Annotated in this window: 18 protein-coding genes; 3 read left to right on the forward strand and 15 right to left on the reverse strand. The window is 72.7% G+C overall.

Going from position 1 to position 21,801, the window contains the following annotated elements:
• The first annotated feature begins 104 nt into the window (after positions 1 to 104).
• Entirely contained in the window at positions 105 to 1,529 is a 1,425-nt protein-coding gene (locus tag ABZ635_RS13925) for a cytochrome P450 (protein ID WP_357763944.1), read from the forward strand.
• 316 nt (positions 1,530 to 1,845) lie between these two features.
• Positions 1,846 to 2,712 carry an alpha/beta hydrolase gene (locus ABZ635_RS13930; protein WP_357764001.1) on the forward strand — a complete coding sequence of 289 codons (867 nt, stop codon included), beginning with the start codon at positions 1,846 to 1,848 and terminating at the stop codon, positions 2,710 to 2,712.
• 130 nt (positions 2,713 to 2,842) lie between these two features.
• Here the strand turns inward: ABZ635_RS13930 and ABZ635_RS13935 are convergent, their stop codons facing one another.
• From ABZ635_RS13935 to ABZ635_RS13960, 6 genes are all read right to left on the reverse strand, one after another.
• The gene (locus ABZ635_RS13935) at positions 2,843 to 4,165 is read right to left on the reverse strand and encodes an ABC transporter substrate-binding protein (RefSeq protein ID WP_357763947.1); all 1,323 of its coding nucleotides are present in this window, start codon (positions 4,163 to 4,165) and stop codon (positions 2,843 to 2,845) included.
• 25 nt (positions 4,166 to 4,190) lie between these two features.
• The gene (locus ABZ635_RS13940; protein WP_357763949.1) at positions 4,191 to 5,192 is read right to left on the reverse strand and encodes a branched-chain amino acid ABC transporter permease; all 1,002 of its coding nucleotides are present in this window, start codon (positions 5,190 to 5,192) and stop codon (positions 4,191 to 4,193) included.
• A 6-nt stretch (positions 5,193 to 5,198) separates the two neighbouring features.
• A complete protein-coding gene (locus tag ABZ635_RS13945; RefSeq protein WP_357763951.1) occupies positions 5,199 to 6,050 on the reverse strand; it encodes a branched-chain amino acid ABC transporter permease in 852 nt (283 codons plus the stop codon).
• Between the two features lie 11 nt (positions 6,051 to 6,061).
• On the reverse strand, positions 6,062 to 6,781 hold the full coding sequence (locus ABZ635_RS13950; protein WP_357763954.1) for an ABC transporter ATP-binding protein: 720 nt from the start codon (positions 6,779 to 6,781) through the stop codon (positions 6,062 to 6,064).
• A complete protein-coding gene (locus tag ABZ635_RS13955) occupies positions 6,778 to 7,596 on the reverse strand; it encodes an ABC transporter ATP-binding protein (protein WP_357763956.1) in 819 nt (272 codons plus the stop codon). Before ABZ635_RS13955 ends, ABZ635_RS13950 begins: the two co-directional genes overlap by 4 nt.
• Positions 7,597 to 7,700: 104 nt before the next feature.
• Positions 7,701 to 10,508 carry a LuxR C-terminal-related transcriptional regulator gene (locus ABZ635_RS13960; RefSeq protein WP_357763958.1) on the reverse strand — a complete coding sequence of 936 codons (2,808 nt, stop codon included), beginning with the start codon at positions 10,506 to 10,508 and terminating at the stop codon, positions 7,701 to 7,703.
• Between the two features lie 409 nt (positions 10,509 to 10,917).
• Here ABZ635_RS13960 and ABZ635_RS13965 point away from each other — a divergent pair, with 409 nt between their 5' ends.
• Complete coding sequence (locus tag ABZ635_RS13965; RefSeq protein WP_357763961.1) at positions 10,918 to 12,102, forward strand: glutamate--cysteine ligase; 1,185 nt, start codon at positions 10,918 to 10,920, stop codon at positions 12,100 to 12,102.
• 104 nt (positions 12,103 to 12,206) lie between these two features.
• Here the strand turns inward: ABZ635_RS13965 and ABZ635_RS13970 are convergent, their stop codons facing one another.
• From ABZ635_RS13970 to ABZ635_RS14010, 9 genes are all read right to left on the reverse strand, one after another.
• Complete coding sequence (locus ABZ635_RS13970) at positions 12,207 to 13,229, reverse strand: carbohydrate kinase (protein WP_357763964.1); 1,023 nt, start codon at positions 13,227 to 13,229, stop codon at positions 12,207 to 12,209.
• Positions 13,226 to 14,491 carry an AGE family epimerase/isomerase gene (locus tag ABZ635_RS13975; protein ID WP_357763966.1) on the reverse strand — a complete coding sequence of 422 codons (1,266 nt, stop codon included), beginning with the start codon at positions 14,489 to 14,491 and terminating at the stop codon, positions 13,226 to 13,228. Before ABZ635_RS13975 ends, ABZ635_RS13970 begins: the two co-directional genes overlap by 4 nt.
• A 37-nt stretch (positions 14,492 to 14,528) precedes the next feature.
• Positions 14,529 to 15,365, reverse strand: a complete 837-nt coding sequence (locus ABZ635_RS13980; RefSeq protein WP_357763969.1) for an alpha/beta hydrolase — start codon at positions 15,363 to 15,365, stop codon at positions 14,529 to 14,531.
• Positions 15,366 to 15,374: 9 nt separating this feature from the next.
• Positions 15,375 to 16,775, reverse strand: a complete 1,401-nt coding sequence (locus ABZ635_RS13985) for an acyltransferase (RefSeq protein ID WP_357763972.1) — start codon at positions 16,773 to 16,775, stop codon at positions 15,375 to 15,377.
• A gap of 363 nt (positions 16,776 to 17,138) precedes the next feature.
• The gene (nadE, locus tag ABZ635_RS13990) at positions 17,139 to 17,969 is read right to left on the reverse strand and encodes an ammonia-dependent NAD(+) synthetase (RefSeq protein ID WP_357763975.1); all 831 of its coding nucleotides are present in this window, start codon (positions 17,967 to 17,969) and stop codon (positions 17,139 to 17,141) included.
• 75 nt (positions 17,970 to 18,044) lie between these two features.
• The gene (locus ABZ635_RS13995; protein WP_357763978.1) at positions 18,045 to 18,623 is read right to left on the reverse strand and encodes a putative glycolipid-binding domain-containing protein; all 579 of its coding nucleotides are present in this window, start codon (positions 18,621 to 18,623) and stop codon (positions 18,045 to 18,047) included.
• A 139-nt stretch (positions 18,624 to 18,762) separates the two neighbouring features.
• Positions 18,763 to 20,412, reverse strand: coding sequence for a sodium/proline symporter PutP (putP, locus tag ABZ635_RS14000; protein ID WP_357763981.1), 1,650 nt, complete (start codon positions 20,410 to 20,412; stop codon positions 18,763 to 18,765).
• 294 nt (positions 20,413 to 20,706) lie between these two features.
• Positions 20,707 to 21,435: an FCD domain-containing protein gene (locus tag ABZ635_RS14005; RefSeq protein ID WP_357763984.1), complete on the reverse strand. Its 729-nt coding sequence runs from the start codon at positions 21,433 to 21,435 to the stop codon at positions 20,707 to 20,709.
• Between the two features lie 21 nt (positions 21,436 to 21,456).
• Positions 21,457 to 21,801, reverse strand: a 345-nt coding sequence (locus ABZ635_RS14010) for a transposase (RefSeq protein ID WP_357763987.1), incomplete at its 5' end; no start/stop codon positions are given.

Raw genomic sequence — 21,801 nt, forward strand, 5'->3', positions numbered from 1 at the left:
TTCGGGATCTCCCGCTTCCCCCTTCCCGTCACCATGCCAGTGCCACGTCTCCTCGAAGGGAGGGAAGCGGACCCGCGGACCTTTTCCGGGTGTCCGCACCCGAAATGACCACGACTCAGCATGGTGAATCCCAGGGCACCGGGCCCGGAGCGGAACAGGGCGTACCGGACCCCGGTACCCCCACCGCCCCGGGGTGCCCCGTCGACCACGTCCGGCTCTACGACCCCACCCCGCCCGAGGGGCGCACGGAACTCTGGCAGGTCCTACGGGAACGCCAGGGGCCGATCATCCCGGTCCAGTTGGAGCCCGGGGTGCGCGCGTGGCTTCTGCTCGGTTACCAGGAGAGCCTGGCCGTCCTCCAGCAGCCGCACCTGTTCTCACGTGACACCCGCCAGTGGCGGGAGGCCGCGGAGGGACGCGTCGACCTCGACAACACCGTCGCGATGATGACCTGGCTGCCCAACGCCTTCTACGCGGACGGAGCCGAGCACGCACGGCTGCGCGCGCCGATCATGGACGGTCTGGCCAGGATCGACATGACCGCGATGGCCCGCACCGTGCACCGGATCGCCGACGGCCTGGTCGACCGGTTCGTCATGGACGGCGGAACCGACCTCGTCGGCGACTACGCCCAGATGCTCCCGGCACTGGTCGCGAACCGGCTCTTCGGTCTGCCCGACAGCTACGGCCACATGCTGAACGACTTCACCGCCGTCATCTTCAGCGAGGACTCCCAGCGCACGGAGGAGTCCATCACCGGCCTCCAGCAGTACTTCGCCGGGCTGGTCGCCCGCAAGGCCGCCCAGCCCGGGCACGACCTGACCAGCTGGATGCTCGAACGGTCCGCCGACCTCACCATGGAGGAGGTCGCGTACGCGGCGTCCCTGGTGGTCAGCGCGAGCCACATGATGACCGCCCACCTCATCGGCAACACCATGCGCACGTTGCTCACCGACGACCGCATCCGCTCCGCCCACACGGACGCCCGTCTGTCCACGCACGACCTCCTCGACCACGTCATGTGGAACGAGAGCCCCCTCCAGCTCCTGGCCGGGCGGATCGCGCTCCAGGACGTACGGATCGGCAACGCGCGGGTGCGCAGGGGCGACGCCCTGTACCTGGGGGTCGACGCGGCCCACCGCGACCCGGCCGTGCAGCGGGGCCGTTCGGACCCGGACACGGGCCTGTCCAGCGGCAGCCGCGCCCACCTGACCTTCGGCGCCGGTCCGCACAGCTGCCCGGCGCGCGCGCTGGGCCGCCTCGTGGCCTCGACCGGGGTGACCGTGCTCCAGGAACGCCTGGGCGGCCTGAGGCTCGCGGTCCCGCCCGAGGAACTCCGCCTGCTGCCCTCGCCGTTCCTACACGGAGTGCGGGAGCTGCCGGTCACCTTCACCCCCGGGCGTCCGAGCGAACCTCCGGCCGTCCAGACCCAGCAGATGGAGCAGGTCCCGGCGGTGGCCGAGGAGGAGCAGCCTCCCGAGGACATCCTCGGGAGGCTGCTGAGTTGGTGGCGCGGTCTGGGCCGGTGAATCGGGGAGCTTCCTTTTCGAACGTGTGAACCAGGCCCCCGGAGCACTGGTGGTTCAACGGATGCGGGTTCACACCTTCGACTTCATAGTGAACGCACGCCCACGGAAAACGGATGCGAATCCGGCGAGTTCCTCCCGCGAATAGCGGGAGAGGAACGGACCACAGCGTTCGCGGTGCCGTGGATTCCCGCTGCGAGAAAAGGAAGACGACGTGCGAACCGACCACCCCCGGTCCCCCCAATCCCCCACACCGCCGCCCCGCGACACGCGCTCCCGCCGCGACACCCGGGTGCCACGCACCCGCTCCTGGGCGGCGGTGATCGCCGCGAAGTCCGCCCTGGTGGTGGGTCTGGCCCTGTTCGGCGCCGGCGCCGCCGTCGCACCGGCCCAGGCCGCCAACCCCCACGAACGGGGCCCGGACCCGACGGAGGAGAGCGTCACCGCGCCCCGAGGCCACTTCGACACCGCGACCACCTCGGTGTCCTCGCTCGTGCGCGGCTTCGGCGGCGGCACCATCTACTACCCGACCGACACCTCCCAGGGCACCTTCGGCGGCGTGGTGGTCGCCCCGGGGTACACCGCCAGTGAGACGTCCATGTCCTGGTACGGGCACCGCTTCGCCTCGCAGGGCTTCGTGGTGTTCACCATCGACACCAACACCCGGTACGACCAGCCGAACAGCAGGGGCCGCCAGCTGGAGGCCGCCCTGGACTACCTGGCCGACCGCAGCGCGGTGAGCGACCGCGTGGACGGTGACCGCATGGCCGTCATGGGGCACTCGATGGGCGGTGGCGGCACACTGGCCGCCGTCGACTCGCGGCCCGAGCTGCGCGCCGCGATCCCGCTGACCCCCTGGCACACGCAGAAGAACTGGTCGAGCGTACAGACGCCCACGCTGGTCGTCGGAGCCCAGAACGACGTCACCGCGTCGGTCCGTTCGCACGCCATCCCGATGTACGAGAGCCTGCCCGGTTCCCTGGACCGCGCCTACCTGGAGCTGCGCGGCGCGAGCCACTTCGCGCCGAACGTCTCCAACACCACCATCGCGAAGTACGGCATCTCGTGGCTGAAGCGGTTCGTGGACGAGGACGAGCGCTACGAGCAGTTCCTGTGCCCGCCGCCCCGGACGGGGATCGGCACCGACTTCTCCGACTACCGGGATTCCTGCCCGCACGGCGGCTGACCGGGGAGACCGGTCGGATGTCCGGGGCGGCGTTCGGGCCCCCGGGTCCGGACGCACCGCCCCGGCGGTGGCCCGCCCCAGGGGAGCCGGAGCGCGCGGACCGCGCGCTCCGGCTCCCGGCGTTGGGCCGTCAGTCGTGGAAGGGCAGGTCCTGCGGGGAGAGCCGCTCGAAGTCGACCTCCTCCACGGGACCGCCCTCACGGTCGGTCACCCTGGCCTCCTGGACCATCTCGATGGCGCCGCCCGCCTCGTACCGCACGACGTACACGCCCTGGTGGCCTCCGTGGTCACCGCCGCTGGAGGAGAAGGGCGTGTGCCCGGGGCCCTGCCACTCCTGGGTCTCCAGGGCGTCGACCAGGGACTGGCGCGTGAGGTCGCGCCCGGCCGACTTCAGGACCTGGGCGAACATGACGGCCTGCGTCATGCCGAACATGTGCGTGTTGGTGGGCGGCCCGCCGTCTCCGTACTCCTCGTACACGCTCACGAAGAAGCGGCTCCACTCGTCGTCCTCGTCCTCCACGCGCGGCATGTAGCTCGTCACGACCGCCCCTTCGAGGAAGGCGTCGGCGGGCACACCCTCCGCGTCGGTGTCCTCGGTGAACTCGGTGAGCAGCGCCTGGAGCGTGGCGGTGTCTCCGCCGATGCTGGAGATCACCCATTGGGGCTCGTAGCCGATCCGGGCCGATTCGAGCATGCCGAGCGCGACGAAGGCCGGGATACAGGAGCAGACGACCACCTCCGCTCCGGAGTTCTCCAGCTCGGCGATCTGCGAGCCCAGGTCGGGGATGTCGGACTCGTAGTGCTCGCGGGCCACGACCTCGTCGGACAGGTACTGGTCGAGCCCGGCCTGGGAGTCCTCGCCGACGTCGTCGTTCTGGAACAGGTACCCGACGGGCTGTCCGGGGAAGTTCTCGGTGATGTACTCGCCCTGGATCTTGGCTTCCTTCGTGTAGTCGGTCTGCCAGCCGTAGGTGAGCGGGTGCTCCTCGGTGTTGTTCCAGGCCAGGGCTCCCGAGGAGGGGAAGACATCGGGCACCCCCTCGTCGTTGAGGTAGTCGAGGACACCGCCGTGGGTGGGTGTGCCGAGGCCGCCAACCATCGCGAAGATCTCGTCCTGGATGACCAGTTGGCGGGTGACGTCGATGGTCCGGGCGGGGTCGTAGCCGTCGTCCTCGACCCGGTAGTCGATCTGCCTCCCGTTGATCCCGCCCTGGGCGTTGACGTGGTCGAACACGGCCCCCGCTCCCTGGGAGACCGCCAGGTACCCGGGGGCGGCCGGTCCGGTGAGGGGTTGGTGGGTCCCGATGACGACGCTGTCGTCGGTCACGCCGGGGGCCACGTCGAGGTCGACGTCGGCGCCCTGGGCGACCTCGCCCGCGCCCGAGCAGGCCGCGGCCAGCATGACCAGGGCCAGGGCCGGGGCCAGGAGGAGCCGGATTCGGTGTTCTCGCATGGAAGTCTCCTTCACTGTGGGGGGTTCACGAGGAGCGGTGGGTGCGGGCCCGGAGTCGGGCTCCGAGGTCGCGGAGGGCGCCGTGGACGCCGAGGGGCCAGAACCGCAGGACGAGGATGAGGACGACGCCGAAGAACACGACCGGCAGGTTGTTCTCGACATCGCGTCCCAGGTCCGCGGCCCGTGCGAGGTCGGTGGCCCACACGTCCAGGTAGACGATGGCGATCGAGGCCCACAGGGCGCCCCACAGGCTGCCGATTCCGCCGAGCACCAGGGCGGCGAGCAGGGTCAGTGAGAGCACCAGGGTGAAACTGCCGGGGGTGACGGTGCCGAGCACGTAGGCCTGGAGGCCTCCGGCCAGACCGCCCGCGGTGGAGGCGATCACGAACGCGACGACCTTGGTGGCACCCACGGGGACCCCCGCCATGGCGGCGGCGGTCTCGTCGTCCCGGATCGCGCGCATACGGCGGCCGAGGCGTCCCGCGGAGATCGTGGCGAGCACGGCCAGGCCGAGGACGACCGTGGTCCACACGACCAGGGCCCGCCACTCGCTGGTGGTCACGAGCCCGTCGAGGATCGGCGGGGCTCCGGCGGTGCGGATGTTGAGGCCGTTGCTGCCGCCGAGGAAGGCGTGGAACCGGTGGGCCAGACCGGGCAGGCCGACGGCGAGGATGAGGGTGGCCCCGGCCAGGTAGGGGCCGTGCAGCCGCGCGGTGGCGGCGCCGACCGCGACGCCCGCCACGACGGACACCGCGACGATGACGCCGAGGTTGGCGGCCAGGGGCAGGGCCGGTTGGTGCAGGACCAGCAGTGCCATGGAATAGGCGCCGATCATCATGAACGCGCCGTGGCCCAGGGAGACCTGTCCGGAGCCGCCGACCAGCAGTTGGAGCCCGGCGACGGCGAGCATGGTGTACCCCACGGCGGCGATCCGCAGGGCGGTGAGGTCGCCGGTCACGGACAGCAGCCCGGCGACGGCGGCCAGGCCGAGGGCGGCCAGGAGCAGATGGCGGACGGGCAGGGGCATGACGGGCTAGACCTTTCGGGCGGTCGGTCGGGAGAGGATGCCGTCGGGGCGCACGCTCAGGACGGCCACGACGATGACGAGGGCGGCGAGGGTCGCGAGTTCGGGGCCGAGGAACCCGGACACGTACGACATGCCGAGGCCGATGAGCAGGCCGCCGACGACGGCGCCGAACGGGTTGTCGAGTCCGCCCACCACCGCCGCCGTGATCCCGAAGACGAACACGACGTCGAAGACGTTCGGCGAGATGAACGGCGGCCCGGCGAGCATGGCCGCCAGCGCGCCGATGAGGGAGGCGATGCCCCAGCCCGCCGTGAGCATGAGTCCGACCCGCACTCCGCTGAGCCTGGCCGCCTCCGGGTGGAAGGCGGCGGCGCGCATCCGCAGGCCGAGGGGCGTGAACCGGTACAGGACGAACAGCAGGACGGCGGCCGTCGCCACGGAGGCCAGGGCGAACGCGTCCGAGGGGGCGAAGCGCCCCACGTAGCTGAACGCGTAGCGGAAGCCGTGCTGTTCGTTGCCCCAGATCATGCCGACCCCGCCCTGGACGACCAGGAGGAGCCCGAGGGTGACGATGATGGCGTTGAGCTGGGAGGTGCGGGCGATGGGTCGGACGATGAACCGCTCCACGAAGGCGCCGACCAGCAGCCCGGCGGTCAGGGCCGCGGCGAACCCGAGCCAGTAGGAGCCGGTGAGCTGGGTGACCGTGTAGGCGGTGTAGACGGACAGCAGCGCGAGGGCGGGCTGGGCGAAGTTCACCAGCCGGGTGGCCTGGTAGATGATCACCAGGGACAGCGCCAGTGCCGCGTAGGCCGCGCCGGAGGCCAGCCCGTTGAGGGTCAGGGTGACGAAGTAGTTCATGGGGGTCTCCCTCAGAAGCCGAGGTAGGCGTGGCGCGTGCGGTCGTCGGCCAGGAGTTCGGCGGAGGGCCCCTCCGCGACGACGCGCCCCTGGTTGAGGACGTAACCGTGGTCGGTCACCGACAGGGCCCCGGCGGCGTTCTGTTCCACGAGGACGACCGTGAGGCCGGTGCGGTCGCGCAGGTCGCGGAGCAGGCCGAGGATGCGCCGCGTGATCAGGGGCGCGAGGCCCAGCGAGGGTTCGTCGAGGAGCAGCACCCGGGGCCGGGCCATGAGCGCGCGCCCGATGGCGAGCATCTGCCGCTCTCCTCCGGAGAGGGTGGCGGCGGCCCTGGTCCGGCGCTCCGCCAGAGGTGGGAACAGGTCCATGACCTGGTCGAGGGTGGTGCGGTCGCGCCGGTCTGCGCGCCACAGCGAGCCCAGGCGCAGGTTCTCCTCCACGGTGAGTTCGACCACCACCCCGCCTCCTTCGGGCACGTGGGCCAGGCCCCGGGTGACGACCTGTTCCGTGGGCAGCCGTGTGATGTCCTCGTCCGCGAGCAGGACGCGGCCCGAACCCGCGCGGTGCAGGCCGGTGAGGGTCCGCAGAAGGGTGGTCTTGCCCGCGCCGTTGGCGCCGAGGACGGCGCAGAGCCCGCGTTCGGGGACGGTGAGGCTGACGCTGTCGAGAGCGCGGACGGCGCCGTAGGAGGCGCTGAGGTCCTCGATGGTGAGCAGGGGCGTGCGGGTCATCGGCGGGCCCCGTTCGCGTCGTCGGGACCCGTGGCCGGGGTGTCGGAGGTGCCCAGGTAGGCGCGGGTGACGGCGGGGTCCGCCTGCACCTCCTCGGGGGTGCCGCTGGAGATGATCCTGCCGAAGTCGAGGACCAGGACGCGGTCGCAGACGGCCATGACCAGGTCCATGTGGTGCTCGACGAGGACCACCGCCATGTCCTGGCCGAACCCGCGAATCCGCTCGCCCAGTTCGGCGGTCTGCCGACCGGAGAGTCCGCTGGCGGGCTCGTCCAGGAGGAGGAGCTCGGGTTCGCCCACACAGGCCCGGGCGAGGGCGACCTGCTTCTGCACCCCGTAGGGCAGGGTGGGCGGCAGGCGGTGGGCGTGCTCCGCGACGCCGAAGCGCTCCAGCGCGGCCATGGCCCGGTCCCTGAGATCCCTCTCGTCACTGTGGTGTCGTCCCAGGCCGCTGACGAGGGAGAACGCTCCGCCCCTGGCGAGGCGGTCGGCGCCCACCATCACGTTCTCGATGACGGTCGTCATCGGGAAGAGGTTGAGGCCCTGGAAGGTCCGGGCGATCCCGGCCCTGGCCAGGTGGTGGGTGCGTCTGCCGGGCGGCGGCGCCCCCTTCCACGAGACGGTTCCCCTGGTAGGGCGCAGCACCCCGGACAGGACGTTGAACAGGGTGGTCTTCCCGGCTCCGTTGGGTCCGATGAGACCGACGACGGAGCCCGGGTCGATCCGGAGTCCGATGTCGTCGAGCGCGGTGAGTCCTCCGAAGCGCACGGTCACCCCGTCGGCTGTCAGAAGGTGTTCCGGTGCGGTCGTTGCCATGGCTGCCTCTCTCCGGCGACGTGCCGGGGTCTCATACCGACCAGTTGGTATCAACCGGTCGACGCGACGGGCTCCCGGACGCCCGTCGTGTCCGGCCCGTGTGGTCAGTTCAGGAGTCGGGCCAGGTCCACCCGGGACCTGATGTTGAGCTTGCGGAAGATGCCGCGCAGGTGGTGTTCCACGGTGCGCGGGCTGATGAACATGTGCGCGGCCACCTCGCGGTTGGTCGCCCCCTCCGCCACCAGCTGGGCGATCTGCTGCTGTTGGGCGGTCAGGTCACTCGTCGCCGGGGTCTGCGGGCCGCGTTCGGCGGTACCGATGGCGCGCAGCTCCGCGCGGGTCTGCCTGACCCACAGCCGGGCGCCGAAGCGCTCGAAGGTCTCCAGCGCGTTGTACAGGTGCTCCCGGGCACGCCCGGGCAGGCGCGACCTCCGTAGGGAGGCGCCGAAGAGCAGCTGGGTGCGCGCGTGTTCGACGTCGTCGTCCCCGCAGGCCCGGTGCAGGTCGAGCGCGGCCTCGAAGTGGTCGACCGCCTCCTCTCCGGTGGTGAGCAGGCCGTCCCCCCGCGCGGCCAGGGCCAGGGCGCTCCGGCTCCCCACGGCCTCGGCCCAGCCCCGGTACCCGGCCTGGGAGGCGCGGGCCCACCCGGTCTTGCCCGTGCGGACCGCCGCCTCCACGAAGTGCGGCGCGGTGACCAGGCGCATGGTGGGGTGCCCGTGTCCGGGACCGGCGTGGACCAGGGAACGCAGACGGAAGAAGGCGTCGGCGGCGTTGCCCCGTGAGAGTTCGAGGACGGCCTGGGCCCAGGAGGCCAGGGCGGAGGGCAGGCCGAGGCTCTTCTCTCCCGCCTGGGCGGCCACCGCCCGCGCCCGGATACGGCAGGTGTCGACGTCGCCCTGAATGGCGGCGACCATCGCCAGGGCGGCTAGGTTCTGGGCCTCCCAGATGGACTGGCCGGACTCGCGGGAGGCGCGCAGGCCCGCCAGCGCCGTCCCGGCGGCGGACGGGAAGCGCCCGCTCCAGAACTCGGAGAAGACGAGGAAGGCCAACGCGGAGGGGACGAACACGAGTTCCCCTCGGGAGCGGGCCGACTCCGCCGCCCGGGAGGTGGCGGTGCGGACGAAGGGGGCGTCCCCGAGGCGGAGGCCGCAGATCCCGGCCCACACCAGCTCCGAGGGGGCCGTCATCCCGTCTGAGAGCCGGATCGCCTCACGCAGCAGCGGCGTGGAGTTCACGTAGTCGCCCCGGAACGAGACCGTGCACCCCTCCAGGAAGGCGGCGATCAACCGCATCGAGGGCGGATCGTCCGGGCGGACCAGGGGGACGGCGAGCTCCGCGGCCCGGGCGTGGCGGACCGGGTCCCCCGCGTAGGAGGCGCTGTCGGCGGAGCGGACCAGGGCGCGCAGGGCGAGCCAGCGGTCGTGCGGGATCAGGTCGCGTCCGGCGGCGTACAACCGTTCGGCGGAGTCGATGGCGTTGGAGTCGCACGTCTGGAACTCGGCCTCGATGAGGTCGACCACGGCCCGGCGGCGGTCGGACACCACGAGAGGTCGGGCCCGCGCCAGCAACCGCGCGGCGCGCTCGGGTTCGCCCGCGAGGTGGGACTCGTGGGAGGCAGTGGCCAGACGGCAGGCGCGTTCGTCGGGGTCGGGGCTGAGCGCGGCGGCGCGCTCGTGGGTGCGGGAGGCGGCGAGGGGGCCGGACAGGTGTTTGGCCCGCCGGGCCGCGGCCGAGATCCGGTCGGCGAGCTCCGCGTCGGGCGCCTCGGCACCACAGGCGGCGTGCCGGGCGAACTCGACGGGGGCGTGCTCGCGGTCGGTCACCCCGGCCAGGGCGCGGTGGGCCCCGCGCAGACGGCCCGCCGGGGCGCCCTGGACCACGGCCTCTCGGAGAAGCGGGTCGAGGAAAACCAGGGTGTCGCCGTCCACCCGCACCAGGTCGCGTTCCTCGGCCGGTTCGAGGGTGGACACCGAGGGGGCCGGTCCGGTCCGGGAGGGCGCGTGCGGTTCGGGGTCGCGGTCGGCGTCCAGGAGCTGGTGGACCGGGGGTGCGTCGGCCAACGCGCCGAGCAACAGCAGCCTTCGGGCTCCCTCTGGGAGTTCCTCGTACGGGGCGAGCAGAGCCGAACGCAGCCGTGCCGCCAACGGAAGGGGTTCCGGCAGGGGTTCCCGGTCCCGGACCTGCTCCGGGCTCAGGGTCGAGAGGAAGCCGAGGGCGGCGGCGGGGTTGCCGTGCGCCGCGCGGACCAGTTCCTCCCGGACCCGGGGCGACAGCTGGGCGGGGGCGCGGTCGGTGAGCAGGTCGTGGACCGCGCGGTCCTCCAGCGGGGCGAGGACGAGCTCGGTCACCCCGGGGACCGGACCGGGCTCGGTGGGCGCGGTGTGCCCGTCCCGGGCGGTGAACGCCGCGGCGATCCGGGTCCCCGTGAGTCGCCGGGCGGCGAACGCCAGGGCGTCGAGGGAGGCGGGGTCGAGGAGTTCGGCGTCGTCCACGCACAGGAGGAGGGGTCGCTCCGCGCTCGCCTCGGAGAGGAGTTCGAGCACAGCGGTGTAGAGCGGGTAGCGGTCGGCGGCGGTGAGGACGCCTCGGGTGAGGGCCTCGCGCAGAAGGTCGCGCTGGGAGGCCGGGAGGCGGTCGAGCCCGGACAGGACGGGGCGCAGGAGGCGTTGGAGACCCGAGCAGGGGAGGTCGGTCTCGGTGCGGACTCCGGCCACGCGGAGGACGGTGAAGTCCCCTGCGGTGTCGTGCGCGTGGTCGAGCAGGAGGCTCCGTCCCCGGCCCGGCCCGCCCGTGAGGAGGAGGGCCGTGCCCCGGCCCGACCTCGCGTCGCCCAGGGCATCGGCCAGGGCCCCGCGCTCCGTGTCCCGTCCCCGGAGGCGTACGCTCTGGGGCTCCCTGTCCCGTTCCGTCACGCTGATCACATTCGCACAGCGCCGCCCCGATCCGGCAGGTGTGGAGGTACACACTGGTCGTTTCACTGATACCCGCCCCGAGCCGCGCGTGGCGGTCGGGCACGGGGGTACTGGTGGTTCTCAGGTGCCTTCCGGGAGAGGGGGGTCGCATGAGGAGACGGTGGCCCTTTGAGGACCTCCGCTCCGAAAGAGTGACTCCAGTCACCCTTCCGGCGTGATATCGGAACCCCCACCGCGTCCGTCCAGGTAGTCAGGACGCAACGCACGGTCGGCGCCCTCCCGCGATCCAGACCATCGACACAAACGGCTCTTTAGATACCTTTTTGTCCACTGCGGGACACTGTCGCGGCCGTCCCGGCCCGGGATATCCAGTGCGGGACGCACTGGATCGGACAGCCGGAGGACCCGTATGGAGAACCGCTCCCTGACAGCGGACGACCGACGCATACCCGTCGGCGGCGCGAACCGACCCCTGACGTTCGGTGTGGAGGAGGAGTTCTTCGTCGTCGACCCGCGCACCCGCCGCATCCTCTCCCGGGCCCCCGACGTCCTGTCCCGTGTCCGGACCTTCGGCCCGCACCTGTGCGGTGAGTTCACCCGCACCCAGGTGGAGGCCAACAGCCCCGTGTGCACCACCTCGGAGGAGGCGTACGCGTTCCTGGTGACCGCCAGGGAGGAACTCCACCGGGCCGCCGACGACGCGGGCCTGGCCGTGGCCGCCACCGGTACACCCGTCCTGGGAGACCCCTCGTCGGCGGACGTCAGCGAGGGCCACCGCTACTCGGCCATCGCCTCGCACTTCGGAGCGCTGCGCGACTCCCACGTGGTCTGCGGCTGCCACGTGCACGTCGGCGTCCCCGACCCGGCCACCGCCGTGGCCGTCAGCGACCACCTGCGCCGCTGGCTGCCCTTCCTGGTCGCGCTGGCCGCCAACTCGCCCTTCCAGTCCGGACGCGACACCGGCCACGCCAGCTGGCGCACGGTCACCTGGAACCGGCTCCCCTCGGCCGGTCCGCCGCCCCTGATGCGCACGGTCAAGGAGCACGAGAGCGCCGTCCAGGGGCTGACCTCGACCGGGGCGATCCTGGACCGCCACATGGTCTACTGGGACATCCGCCTCTCCGACCACCTGCCCACCCTGGAGATCCGGGTGGGCGACGTGGCCGCCACCGCCGAGGAGGCCCTGCTGTTCGCCGCTCTCACCCGGGGGTTGGCGGCGCGGGTGCTGGTGGACGTGCGCAGCGGCGTCCCCGCGCCCGCCGTCAGCACCCACACCCTGCGGGCCGCCGTGTGGCGGGCGGCGAAGGAGGGGCTGGAGGGGGTGGTCCCCGACCCGCTGACCGGCGAGGCCCTCACGGCGAGCGCCGCCATGGAACGGGTCCGCCGGGCCGCCCTGCCCGGACTGGCCGTCTCCGGGGACACCGACCTGGTGTCCTCACTGCTCGACCGCGTCCTGACCCTGGGCTCGGGCGCGCACCGCCAGCGCGTCGCCTACGCGCGGCGGGAGCGGATGACCGACGTGGTGGACCACGTGGTGGCCCAGACCCGCGAGGGCCTGGGAACCGTCTCCCCGGTCGGACACCCGCCGCTCTGACACCGCGTCGAGGGCCCGGGCGAACCGGGCCCGGGGCGTCCGATCCGCAACCGGTCGCCGAACGGTCGCGGTGGGGAGGGCGGGCCCCTCCCCGGCACGACCGGCTACCCGCCCAGGAGCGCCCGGAGCTCCTCGGCGGTCGGCGGGTCGGCGCCCTCCCGGGTGACCGTGTGGGCGGCCGCGGTGACGGCGTGCGTCAGCAGCCCCACCAGGTCGTCCTCGGTCAGCCCCGCCAGACGGCTCCCGGGCCGTTCGCCCAACCTCCCGTCCAGGTCGAGACGGTGCAGCAGGGCCCCCATGAAGGAGTCGCCCGCGCCGACGGTGTCCGCGACCTCCACGCTCGGCGCCGGAACGGCCGCCTCCACACCGTGCGAGAGGGCGAACGCGCCGTCCCCGCCGAGGGTGACCACGACCAGGGCCGGACCGAGCGCTGCCAGGGCGTGCGCCGCCCGTTCCGGGGCGAGGCCCGGATACAGGTAGGCCAGGTCCTCGTCGCTGGCCTTGACCACGTGGGCGTGGGCGGCGTGCCGCAGCGCGCGGGCCCGGGCCCGCTCCGGGTCCCCGACCGCGTCCGGACGGATGTTGGGGTCCAGGGAGACCGTCACCCGGCCGCGGCCGTGCTCACGGCGCAGCAGCTCCTCGATCCGCGTGGCCCCCGGATCCCGGAACAGGGCGATCGACGCGGCGTGCAGGGCCCGGATACCGGGTTCCAGGGTGTCGGGGAGCTCGCCGGGCGCCCACCGCCAGTCGGCCGCGTCGTCCATCCGGAAGTCGTACCGTGCCGATCCGTCCGCGCCGAGCGTGGCCAGCGCGAGGGCGGTCGGCTCCTCGGCCCGGACCAGACCGGCGGGGTCCAGGCCCCCGGCCAGGAGGCGAGCGCGGACGAGCTCGCCGAAGCCGTCGGCGCCGATCCGGGCCAGCAGACGCGTGGGTGTTCCCAGACGGGCGGCGGCCAGCGCCGTGTTGGCCGGGCCACCGCCCGGCGCGGCCCTCAGCACGTCGGGGCCGTGCCGGGTGGGCAGCAGGTCCATGACGTTCTCCCCGACCACCACCAGCCGGGGCGTTCGGGTGCCGCCCCGGTCCGGCGACACGTCCTCGGGGCCGGTGCGCCGTGCCTCCTCGCTCATCGCCGTCCTCCGTCACCGGTCAGGGCCGCCGCCACGGAGGTCGAGAACCCGACCTGCGGCATCAGGGTGGCCTGGTAGGCGTGGTAGACGTCCGGTTTGCCCGCCCAGACCGAACCCGAGGGGCGGTTGCCGGGGTCGAGTTCGTGCCGCCAGCTGCCGTGTTCGCGGTCCACGTGGCAGCGGTCGGCGTAGTCCCACCAGCGCTCGTACCACTCGGTGTAGGAGTCCTCCCCGGTGCGCAGGGCCAGGGCCCACGCGGCCATGGTGGCCTCGGCGGTCACCCAGTGCATGCGCTGGCGCACCACCGGACGGTCCTCCCAGTCCAGGGTGTAGGCGAAACCCTCCGCTCCGTCCACGTTCCAGCCCCGCCGGACGGCGTTGGAGAAGAGGTGCTCGGCGTCGGCGCGCAGCCAGGCCGGGGCGTCCTCCCCCGCGCGCTCCAGGGCGAGTTCGAGGTGGAGGAGGAGGCGGGCCCACTCCAGGAGGTGGCCCGTGGTGCTGCCGTAGGGGCGGAAGGGGTGGTCGGGGTGGTCCCGGTTGTAGTCGGGCAGCGGCCGCCAGTCCGGGGTGAAGTGCTCGGGCAGGCGCCAGTCGTGCTCCGCGGCCACGCCGCGGACGAGGCGTTCGGCCACGGCCAGGGCGCGACGGGTCCACCCGGTGTCGCCGGTGGCGTCGGCGGCGGCCAGGAGCGCCTCCACCCAGTGCATGGCGCTGTTGGCGCCCCGGTAGGGCTCGGTGACGGTCCAGCCCGCGTCCCAGCTCTCCCGGACGCAGTCCGCCTCCGGCTCCCAGAAGTGCGTGTCGAACACCCTCAGGGCCTCGTGCAACAGGTCCCGGGCACCGGGGCGCCGGGCGAGGGTCGCCGACGAGGCCGCCAGGACCACGAAGGAGTGCGGGTAGGCGGACTTGTCCGGACGCTTCTGGGAGCGCTCCCGGTCGCTGGCGGTGGCCGTTTCCTCCGGTACCGCGTCGAACCAGCCCCCCAGGTCGGCGTCGCGCAGAGGGCCGTCGAGCGCGGCCAGCCCGTGGTCGGCGAGCTCCGCCGCGCGGGCGTCGCCCCGCAGGTGCGCCAGCGAGAACACGTGCGTCATGCGCGCGGTGATCCAGGTCTCCGTGGGACGGTCGGGCTCGGTGGCGCCCCGGGCGTCCAGCCAGCCGAACCCGTCCGGGACAGCCGCGCCGAGGGCGAAGTCGACCAGACGGTGCTCCTCGGCCCCCAACCACGCGGGGGAACCCGGGGACGGGCGTGTCGAAGTGGTCAAACCAGTGCCTCCTCAGGGGGTCGTTGCGGGCGTAACGCTATCCCGCGCCGCGCGTCCCGGGAAAGGCTCCGCCCGGGGAGCGGTCGGCGGCGGTGCACGTCCACCGGATCTGGTCGGCCACGCTGAGGGGGTCGTCGGCCATCGGGATGTGCCCGACCCCCAGCAGCGAGACCATGCGCGCGTTGGGCACCCGCCGGTGGGCGTTGTCCGCGCTCGACGGCAGCAGGGTCCGGTCGCGGTCCCCCCACGCGATGGTCACCGGGCAGTGGATCGGACGCGGGGTGAAGTCGTAGTCGGCGATCCTCGGCACCATGCGCACGTAGGGCGCCCCGGGGGTGAGCCCCTGGATACCGAACCGGGTCGCCTTGGCCTCCGGCGAGGAGGGGTCGCCGCGCAGGGCGATCCGGGCGGCGGCCCGCGCGGGAGCGGTGTCGGCGAGCCGCTCCTTCAGCGGCATGGGGAGGTGCGTGGCGAGGTTGGCCACCGCGCCCACGGTGCGCATGCCCCAGCGGGCGAACCGGTCGGAGAACCCGGCCGGGGAGAACACCGTCACCGACCCGGCCACCCCCTGGACCCCCAGTTCCAGGGCGATGGAACCGCCCAGGGAGTTGCCGGCCAGGTGCGGGCGCTCCAGGCCGTGGAGCTCGCAGAACTCCCGCACCACCCGCACCAGGCTGTGCACGTCGTAGGGTTGGCGCAGTTCCGGCGCCGGGGAGTCGCCGAACCCCGGGAGGTCCAGGCTGACCACCTCGAAGCGGTCGGTCAGCCTGGGCGACACCGACTTCCAACTCTGTCTGCGGTCGCCGAGGCCGTGCAGCAGGAGGACCGGGCGACCGCTGCCGCGCCGCTCGAACGCGATGTGCCTGGGGTTCATCCCACCGGTCTACCCGAGGTAACCGTCCCGGCCACCGGGTCGGACCAGGAAACTGGGCAAAAGCTGTGCCCCCGTTGACCCGGCGACCGGGCGCGAACGCGGGGCGGCGGTCAGCAGCAGACCCGACACGACGGCGACCAGGCCCAGCACCGGGGCGAGGCCGAAGCCCAGACCGGCCACGGTCAGGGCCAGCAGCCCGCCGCCGATCAGCGCCGCCGCGACCAGGACGCGGACCAGGCCCGGGTCGCCCCGCAGGACCTTGGGTGGCTCCTCGAAACGCACCGCCCAGTGGGCCAACGGCAGCAGGAGCGGCAGCAGGACCGCCACCCCGAGCACGCCCCACAGCAGCCACAGGCCGGTCATCGGTTCGGGGGTGTCGATCCCCAGCCCGTACACGACCGCCCCCGCGACCACCGAGATCGGCAGCATGTGCCACAGGTACACCGTCATCAACTGGGGCGACACGCGGTCCAGCATCCGCGCCGGGCCGGTCCGGTCCGACCACGCGGAGATCCGGTCCCGCAGGAGCATCGCCACACCGACCTGCACGGCGCCCAGCGCGGCCAGCACCAGGGTCGGCGGGGCCACGTTCGAGGTCTCGGCGGCGAACACACCCGTCATGTTCAGCGAGTAGGGGCCCACGTACACCAGGACCACGGCGGTGACGGCGCCGACCCCGGTCATCCACACCGCGTGCGGGCGGCGGATCGATGCCGTCGCGTATCGGAACCCGAGCTGGTGCACGGCCAGCCAGACGAAGGCCACGTTCAGGAAGCCGAAGGCCTCGACCCCGAAACCGAACCGGCTCAGGTCCACGACCACGGCACCGAGGAGCAGGGCCGCCGGGACCCACCAGCCGAACCGCTCCTGGGCGGCGACCAGGACGGGGGTCGCCACCACCACCAGCACGTACACGGCCAGGAACCACAGCACCATGCCCGCGGCGCCCGCGCCGACCAGGACCGGCTGTTGGGGGGCTCCGCCCAGCACCGCCAGGTGCGAGGCGAGAATCCACACCACCGCGAGGGGCACCACCGGCCAGGCCAGTCGCCGCAGCCGCTTGGCCCACCAGACCGGGGCCGACTCCCCCCTTCCCCGGGCCGAACGCCAGCTGATCAGGTTGGCCGCGCCGCCCACGAAGAAGATCAGCGGCATGACCTGGGAGACCCAGGTGAGCGCGAACCCTCCCGGCGTGCTCAGGACGCTGGTCGCCGCGAGGTCCCCCTCGGACTGCACGGTCAGCACCGGCAGCCACCAGTGCTGGACGACCACCAGGACCATCACGAACAGGCGCAGGGCGTCGAGGAAGCGGTCACGTCCTCTGGGACGGGGCATGCCCGCCGCCGGAGCCGCGGAGGGGGCCGGGGTCCGGTCCCCGCCCGCGTTCGCGGGATCGGCGATCAGGGTCATGGATTGTCGCTCCTTGGTCTTTCCCGGAGTCCGGGGGCCGTGCACGCCTTCCGTGCCCGCGCGCGCCATCCGGTCCGCGCGGCCCCGACGGGACCGGCTCGGGCCGACGCGCGCCCTCACCACGGGTGCCCGCAGCCGAGCGCGCGGTCGGGCACGTGGTGGCGCATCGCTGGTATCGACCCTAGGTTCGGGGCGCGGGGGGCCGCGAGGGCGCTGGGCACCCTCTCCCCCGGCGGCCAGCCCACCCCTCTGGGGTGGTGCCAGCACTACCGTGTCCTCTGGTTCCCTTGGGGCGCGGGGGTGTTCGCGTCACCGGAGGGGATGACCGGCCCGAATCCGGTGGGAGCGGTGGGCCGCGAGGGGTCAGGGAGCGGTGGGCACAGCCCGCTTGTGGGCGGTCACACCGTAGCGTTCCACGAGCGCGCGGACCACATCGTCCGCGACCGGCAGGCCCTCGAGGAAGTCGTCGATCTGATCGTAGGTCAGCCCGAGCGCCTCCTCGTCGGGCTTTTGCGGGGTGAGCGTCTCCAGGTCCGCGGTGGGCACCTTCTCGACCAGGTCCTTCGGGGCACCCAGCCTGGCGGCCACGGCGCGTACCCGGCGCTTGGTCAGACCGGCGAGGGGGACCAGGTCGACCCCGCCGTCACCGTACTTGGTGAAGAAGCCGGTGACCGCCTCGGCGGCGTGGTCGGTGCCGACCACCAGGCCGCGCGCGGCCCCCGCGATCGCGTACTGGGCGATCATCCGCTGTCGCGCCTTGACGTTGCCGACGACGAAGTCCTCGGCGAAGGCGTGTTCGTGGGTCACCCCGGCCCGGGTGAGGGAGGCCGCCATGGCGTCCGTGGCCGGACGCACGTCCACGGTCAGGCAGCGGTCCGGCGCTCCGAACTCCACGGCCCGGGTCGCGTCCTCCTCGTCGGCCTGGGTCCCGTAGGGCAGGCGGACGGCCACGTACTCGGCCTCGTGCCCGCTCTCGCGGGCCCGGTCGACGGCCAGGCGGCACAGGCGCCCGGCGGTGAGCGAGTCCACGCCCCCGCTGATCCCGAGGACCAGGGCCCGGGAACCGTTCGTGGTGAGCCGCTCCGCGAGGAAGGCCACGCGGCGCTCGATCTCTGCGTCGACGTCGAGGTGCTCGGGGACCCCCAGGTCGCGGATGATCTCACGGCGCTGTTCGTCCAGCTCGGTCTCGGTCACGGGAGCTCCCTGCCTCTGGTGCGTGGTCCACCGATTATCACCCGTGGCACGGAGCGCTTCACCACGTGGTCAGGCCTACGCGCGCAGGCGCTCGGCGAACCGCTCGTAGTCGACCACGACCCCGTCGCCGTCCACGGACAGCCGGTACTCCCCGTGGAGGGGGTCGCGGTAGGTGTACCGCTCCAGCCCGTCCTCCGCCGGGTGGCGGGTGTAGCGCTGACGGACACGGCGGACCCGCAGGGAGGGGACGTCGATCCACGCGACCGTGATGTCGCGGTGCTCCCCCGGCCGCAGGCCCAGGCGCCGGATGGGCAGCGTGTTCGTGAGCGGGGTGGCGGCGACGTCGGCGTCCAGGCAGCCCACGAGCTCGGGGAGGGGTCGGCCGTCCCCGTCGCTCCAGCGGCCTTCCCTGGCCCGGAGCGTGACCGCCCGGGGGCCGGAGGCGGAGAGCACCTCGGCGCGGACCTCGCGCGTCGTCCACGCCAGGTCCGTGCGAACGGTGAAGCGCACGAAGAAGCGCTCCTCCCCCTCCACCACGGTCTCCCCGGCCTCCAGCCGGTGACCGTCGGGGTCGGGCAGCACGGCTCCCACCCCCAGCCCCCGGGGGACGTCGGTGCGGGTCCAGGCGGCCGGGTGTTCCGTCAGTGACGACATGTGACCGTTCTACCGTTCTGGGCGGTGCCGCGCCAGAGCGCGAGCGTGCCCGTGCCGAACGTGACACGGGCACGGAAGCCTTTCGTTACGGGACCCGCGGCCCGTTCCGGGGAACGCCGCGGGTCCCGTGGGAGGGGTGTCAGGAGACGGTCTGCGGCTCCTCGTCCCGGCCGCCGGCCCTGACCTCGTCACGCATGCGGTCGAAGTCCTCCTCCATGTGCTTGCTGACCCTGCCCAGACCGTTGAAGGCCAGGATGCACAGCACGCTCAGGAGGACGGCGGGGACCATCGCGTAGATGCCGACGAAACCCACCACGAAGTCGCCGAACGCGTTCATGAGCACCGCGTCCGAGGGGGCGGCCATGACGGCGTACACCGCGGTGCCGGAGAACCACTCGCCCAGGGACTCCCAGACGATGGCGACCGTGGCACCGACGACCATGCCCGCCAGAGCGCCCGCCCAGGTCATCCGGCGCCAGAACAGGGCGAAGAGCAGCACCGGACCGAAGCCCGCCCCGAAGCCCGCCCAGGCGTAGCCGACCAGGCCCATGACGGACTGGTCTCCATAGAGGGCGACCAGCGCCGCGACCACGGCCACCACCACGACGGCCAGGCGGCTGAGCCACATGAGCAGCTTGGGGCTGGCGTCCTTGTTGAAGTAGGCGCGGTAGACGTCCTCGGTGATGGCGGAGGAGGCCACCAACAGCTGGGAGTCGGCGGTGCTCATGACCGCCGCCAGGATCGCGGCCAGCAGGAAGCCCGCGACCCACGGGTTCATCAGGGCGTCGATGAGGCGGGGGAAGACCTGTTCGGGGTCGTCCAGCGGCGTGTCGAAGTAGGCGATGCCGACGAATCCGACGATCAGCGCGAGCGCCATGGCGGTGACCGCCCAGGAAACGCTGATGGTCGCGGCCTTCGGAATGTCCCGGAGGGAGCGGATGCCCATGTAGCGGGAGAGGATGTGCGGCTGGCCGAAGTAGCCGAAGCCCCAGGCCAGACCGGAGGCGATGACGACCCAGCCGAGCGTCTCCGCGGAGACCCAGGCGCCGTCGGCCAGGGACGAGCCGCCGAAGGCCGACATCAGGTTCTCGCCCTTGGCGTTGACGCCGTCGACGACCCCGCCGAGGCCGCCCACGACGCTGATGGCGACGACGGGAACGATGAGCAGGGCCAGCCACATCATCATCGCCTGCACCACGTCCGTCACGGAGACCGCGAGATAGCCGCCGATGACCGTGTAGGCGACCACGATGCCGAGGCCGATGAGCACGGCCAGCTCCGGATTGAGCCCGAAGACCTGGTCGAACAGCGACATCATCGCGGTCATGCCGGAGGCGACGTAGAAGAAGTAGAAGACGATGATGACGATCGCCGAGACCGCGCGCAGGAGGCGCGTGCGGTCGTTGAACCGGTTCTCCAGGAAGGAGGAGAGGGTGAGCGAGTCCGACTCGCCCCCGTGCCGGGAGTCGGTGACGCGTTCGGTGTACACCCGCAGGCGCGGTGCGATGAGAATCCAGCTGCCGAGGAAGCCGGAGGCGAGTCCGACGGCGATCCAGGCCTCCCCGAGACCGGACATGTAGATGGCACCGGGCAGGCCCATCAGGAGCCAGCCGCTGAAGTCACTGGCGTTGGCGCTGAGGGCGGTGACCAGACTGCCGAGTTTGCGGCCGCCCAGGACGAAGTCGGACTGCGACTGCGTGCGGCTGTAGAAGTACACAGCCATCGCGACCATGAGGCCGAGATAGATCACGAAGGTCACGATCGGTCCGACCAAGGAGTCGGGATTCAACCGTCTCCTCCTTTCCCTGAAGAACGGCGACGTTCGGCCGCTAAGCGCTGATGACGAAGAACAGGGCGATCATCACGGTTGGTAGCCCGGACCACAATGCCCTGTGTGCGAAACAACACCCGGTCGAGACCTGGTCGAGTTCTTGACCAGGCAGAATTGTCCACTCGGCCATCGACGCCGAGGGCTGTTTGTCTGATCGGACATACGGAGCCTCCTCGCGGCGCGCGATCGTCCCGCATGGTGAGACAGTGATCGCACCCGGTCACACCGGCGCCCCGCGCGGGCCCCGCGCGCTCAGGTGAACAGCTCCCGTAGCCGCCGTTCCACCCGGGCCAGGTGCCCGCCCAGGGCCAGCCGCGCCGCCTCGGGGTCGCGCGCCCGCACCGCACCGACGATCCGCCGGTGCTCGCCGTCACTGGCCGCCAGTCCGCCCTCGGACGGCGGTGCCGCGTCCATGAGCTGGTTGATGCGCATCCGCGCGTCCGTGAGGGCGGCGGCCGCCCACTCCGAGCCGGTCAGCTGGGCCAGGGTGATGTGGAAGACGGTGTCGCAGCGCCGGTAGTCGGCGGGCCCGGCGCCGGCGGCCACCCCCACCCGCCGGTCCAGGAGGTCGTGCTGGTCCACACTGAGCCCGGTCTCGGCCAGCCGGACCACGGCACCCGTCTCCAGCGTGCGGCGGAAAGCGAGCAGGTCCTCCAGGGCGGTGCCGTGCGCGCCGAGCCCGCGCCGAGCCTCGTCGGGCGTGGGTCTCGGGGGGAGGGCCGCGACGAAGGTGCCGCCACCGCGCCCGCGCCGGGACCGCACGTGGCCGCGCTCGCGCAGGACGCGGATCGCCTCGCGCAGGGTGACGCGGCTGACGCCGAGCCGGGAGGAGAGGTCGCGCTCGGCCGGGAAGCGGCCGCCCGGCGGGACGACACCGAGCCTGATGGCGCACATCAGCCGCTCGACGGTGACCTCCAGGGCGTTGTCGGCGCGGACGCGGCGAAAGACCGCGTCGGCCGCGGGATCACGGAAAGGGATCACCCGGCCAGCTTAGAGCTCATCTCAAAAGCCATCGGCATGCTTGGCCAGGTGCTTGTAGCAGATGAGGATGCAGGCGATGCCGAGCATGGCCAGGAAGGTGGAGGCCTTGCGCTCCCAGCGCACGTTCAGCCTGCGGTAGGAGCCCAGCCAGGCGATGGAGCGTTCGACCTTGTACCGGTGGCGTCCCAGACGTTGGGAGGACTCGATGCCGGGACGGGCCAGGCGCACGCCGATGCCGCGTTCGCGCAGCCAGCGGCGCTGGTCCCGGGAGTGGTAGGCCTTGTCGCCGTGGAGTTTGGCTGGACGCCGCCGCCGGGGACCTCGCCGCGATCGCACCGCCGGAACGCCCCGGACCAGGGGCTTGAG

The organism is Nocardiopsis sp. NPDC007018 (genome assembly GCF_040635075.1).
GTDB lineage: Bacteria > Actinomycetota > Actinomycetes > Streptosporangiales > Streptosporangiaceae > Nocardiopsis.

Bases quoted from the DNA above. Each gene is read 5' to 3' on its own strand.
- ABZ635_RS13925 (WP_357763944.1), top strand. From the start codon at position 105: ATGACCACGACTCAGCATGGTGAATCCCAGGGCACCGGGCCCGGAGCG.
- ABZ635_RS13935 (WP_357763947.1), bottom strand. From the start codon at position 4,165: ATGCGAGAACACCGAATCCGGCTCCTCCTGGCCCCGGCCCTGGCCCTG.
- ABZ635_RS13940 (WP_357763949.1), bottom strand. From the start codon at position 5,192: ATGCCCCTGCCCGTCCGCCATCTGCTCCTGGCCGCCCTCGGCCTGGCC.
- ABZ635_RS13945 (WP_357763951.1), bottom strand. From the start codon at position 6,050: ATGAACTACTTCGTCACCCTGACCCTCAACGGGCTGGCCTCCGGCGCG.
- ABZ635_RS13950 (WP_357763954.1), bottom strand. From the start codon at position 6,781: ATGACCCGCACGCCCCTGCTCACCATCGAGGACCTCAGCGCCTCCTAC.
- ABZ635_RS13955 (WP_357763956.1), bottom strand. From the start codon at position 7,596: ATGGCAACGACCGCACCGGAACACCTTCTGACAGCCGACGGGGTGACC.
- ABZ635_RS13965 (WP_357763961.1), top strand. From the start codon at position 10,918: ATGGAGAACCGCTCCCTGACAGCGGACGACCGACGCATACCCGTCGGC.
- ABZ635_RS13970 (WP_357763964.1), bottom strand. From the start codon at position 13,229: ATGAGCGAGGAGGCACGGCGCACCGGCCCCGAGGACGTGTCGCCGGAC.
- ABZ635_RS13980 (WP_357763969.1), bottom strand. From the start codon at position 15,365: ATGAACCCCAGGCACATCGCGTTCGAGCGGCGCGGCAGCGGTCGCCCG.
- ABZ635_RS13985 (WP_357763972.1), bottom strand. From the start codon at position 16,775: ATGACCCTGATCGCCGATCCCGCGAACGCGGGCGGGGACCGGACCCCG.
- ABZ635_RS13995 (WP_357763978.1), bottom strand. From the start codon at position 18,623: ATGTCGTCACTGACGGAACACCCGGCCGCCTGGACCCGCACCGACGTC.